The following is a 2637-nucleotide window of genomic DNA, read 5'->3' on the forward strand; positions in this document are numbered from 1 at the left end:
ATCCCCATGTCTAAAGCCAGGGGCTTTCACGCACGGTTTTCGGTAAACTTACGAAGTTAACATTTCTTGAGTGATCCAGGTCATGCCCTCTAAGCCTAAAGATGTGGATACTGCCAGAAAGGAAGTTGTTGAGAGGTAGCAGATATGGAGAGCCAGGGTCATCAACCAGACCGCAATCCAATCAAAGGTCTTTCCGAACACGAACGCACAACGATCGCCTTCTCCCTAGATACAGACGGGGCTGGCAAATCGGTTGAAGAAACGGATAACAATAGCAAACTCGTCCAGGCAACCAAACTACTCGAACAAGGAATCGAACAACATCAGCTCGGTCAATTTAAAGCGGCATTACAGTTTTTCCAACAGGCACTCCCGGTCTACCGGGAGATACAACACCGCCTCTTAGAAGGCAAGGTGTTGGGAAATATCGGCAATGCTTACTACGCCTTGGGAGACTATCCCAAAGCTATAAATTACTACCAGCAGTGGTTGACGATCGCCACAGATATGCAAGACCGCCGTGCCCAAGGGCTGGCACTGGGAAATCTGGGCAACGCTTACCGTCACCTGGAAGACCACGCTAAAGCGATCGAATACCAGCAGCAAAGCTTAATCATTGCCACAGAAATTCAAGACTGCCGAGGCGAGGTGGCAGCGTTGAATAACCTGGGACTTGCCTACAAAGCATTGGGAGATTATGCCAAAGCGATCGAATACCAGCAGCAAAGCTTGAAACTGATGCGGAAACTACAAGACCGTAAAGGTGAAGGGCAATTGCTGAGAAATTTGGGCAATGCTTTCTACGCGCTGGGCGACTACACCACAGCCATAGAATATTACCAGCAGCGGTTAGCTTTGGCGCGGGATATCCAAGACTTGCGCGGAGAAGGGCAGGTGCTGAGAAATCTGGGCAGTGCTTGCTACGCCTTGGGTAATTACACTCAAGCGATCGAATTTTATCAGCAGCGCTTGGCTTTAGCAAAAGAAACTCAAGACCTGCGGGTAGAAGAGCAAGCTTTGGGAAGTTTGGGAGTCGCTTACGAAGCTTTGGGAAACTTCGATGCAGCAATCGAGTGCTACGAACGCCGCTTGGCAATCGGACGACAGCTCCCCGATCACCGCGTTGAACAGCAGGCGCTGGGCAGCCTGAAAGTGGCTTGCTACGCTCTGGGAGACTACGCTAAAGCATTTAAATATCAAGAAGTGCGATCGACAATTGCATCTAACGTCAGTCATTAGCGATCGGTCATCGGTCACGAGAGGATTACAAACTACTTTTGACAAATGACATATATCGCTATTTGACGACTTTTAACGTTCGTAACGTTGGATCTGTACAACCGCTAATTTTTCCGCCCATTGCTTGGATATTCAATAAATATTCCAGGGTGACTGGGGTAATCAGTTCACCAGGCATTAACAGAGGAATCCCAGGTGGATAGGGACAAACCAGTTCAGCACTAATGCGTTGACTTATAGTTTCGATCGGCAATGTTTCCGTCGCGGCAAAGAAAGCTTCGCGAGGAGAAATCAGGGGCATCTCGTAACAATTGTATATTTGAGCCAAATTCCTAACTCTTGGCTGACTCATTCGCAGACTCGGTGCTTTATACTGTTTGGCTAATGTCGCGAACGCTTGCACTAATTGCACAATATCTGCCTGTTTATTACCTAGACTAATTATAAATGTTAGATGTTCCATTGATGGGAACTCTGCCAATACACCGTGTTGAGCAAAAATTTCATCGGCTGCAAATCCCGTCAAACCTAAGTTAGAAACAGTTACAGTTAAGCGCGTGCGATCGAGATTGACAAAACCAGGAGTATGTGCTGTTTTTAAAATAGATAATCCGGAAATTTGACTAATTTGGTTTCTCGCTTCATCCGCTAATCGCAAAGTTTCCGCCATCAACTCTTTCCCGTACAATGCCATTTGCTGACGCGCTGCATCTAGGGAAGCTAATAACAAATAGCTGGGACTGGTAGACTGCACTAACTGTAACGCTTTAGTGAGGCGATCGCGATCGATCCTGTTACCCTGTAGGTGCAACATCGATGCCTGAGTTAAGGCGCTGAGTACTTTGTGAGTAGATTGCACCGTCAAATCCGCCCCCGCCGATAACGCAGAAATCGGTAACTCCGGATGAAAGGTAAAATGGGGGCCGTGGGCTTCGTCTACCAACAAAGGGATATTGTACTGGTGGGCAAGGTGTGCGATCGCTTCCACATCCCCACACACGCCATCATAAGTTGGGTAAACCATCACCACCGCCTTTGCATCTGGATGCTTCGCCAGCGCCGCAGCGACAGCTTGTGGTGTAATGCTGTAGGCGATATCTAAAATCGAGTCGTATTCTGGATTGACGAAAATCGGGATAGCACCGGAAAGGATTAAACCTGCGATCGCCGAACTGTGTACGTTCCGAGGCAAAATAATTTTATCGCCAGTACTGCAAGTCGCCAAAATCGCCGCTATTACCCCAGCAGTCGAACCATTGATTAAAAACCAGGTTTTTTCCGATCCAAACGCCTCTGCTGCCAGTGCCTGCGCCTCCTGAATCGTATCCTCTGGTGCGGACAGATTATCCAAACCGGGTAACTCAGTTAAATCCGATCGAAAAACTCTTGTACCCAGCA

At 48.0% G+C, this 2637-nt stretch carries 2 protein-coding genes; one reads left to right on the forward strand and one right to left on the reverse strand.

The genetic code is table 11. The features are described from left to right. Positions 1-144 precede the first annotated feature (144 nt). Positions 145-1239 carry a tetratricopeptide repeat protein gene (locus tag H6S82_RS28290; RefSeq protein ID WP_190466986.1) on the forward strand — a complete coding sequence of 365 codons (1095 nt, stop codon included), beginning with the start codon at positions 145-147 and terminating at the stop codon, positions 1237-1239. A 58-nt stretch (positions 1240-1297) separates the two neighbouring features. Here H6S82_RS28290 and H6S82_RS28295 read toward each other — a convergent pair. Continuing rightward, the coding region (locus H6S82_RS28295; RefSeq protein WP_191057111.1) for an aminotransferase class I/II-fold pyridoxal phosphate-dependent enzyme at positions 1298-2637 on the reverse strand (1340 nt) is incomplete at its 5' end.

This window comes from Planktothrix sp. FACHB-1355, from assembly GCF_014748295.1.
GTDB lineage: Bacteria > Cyanobacteriota > Cyanobacteriia > Cyanobacteriales > Aerosakkonemataceae > Aerosakkonema > Aerosakkonema funiforme_A.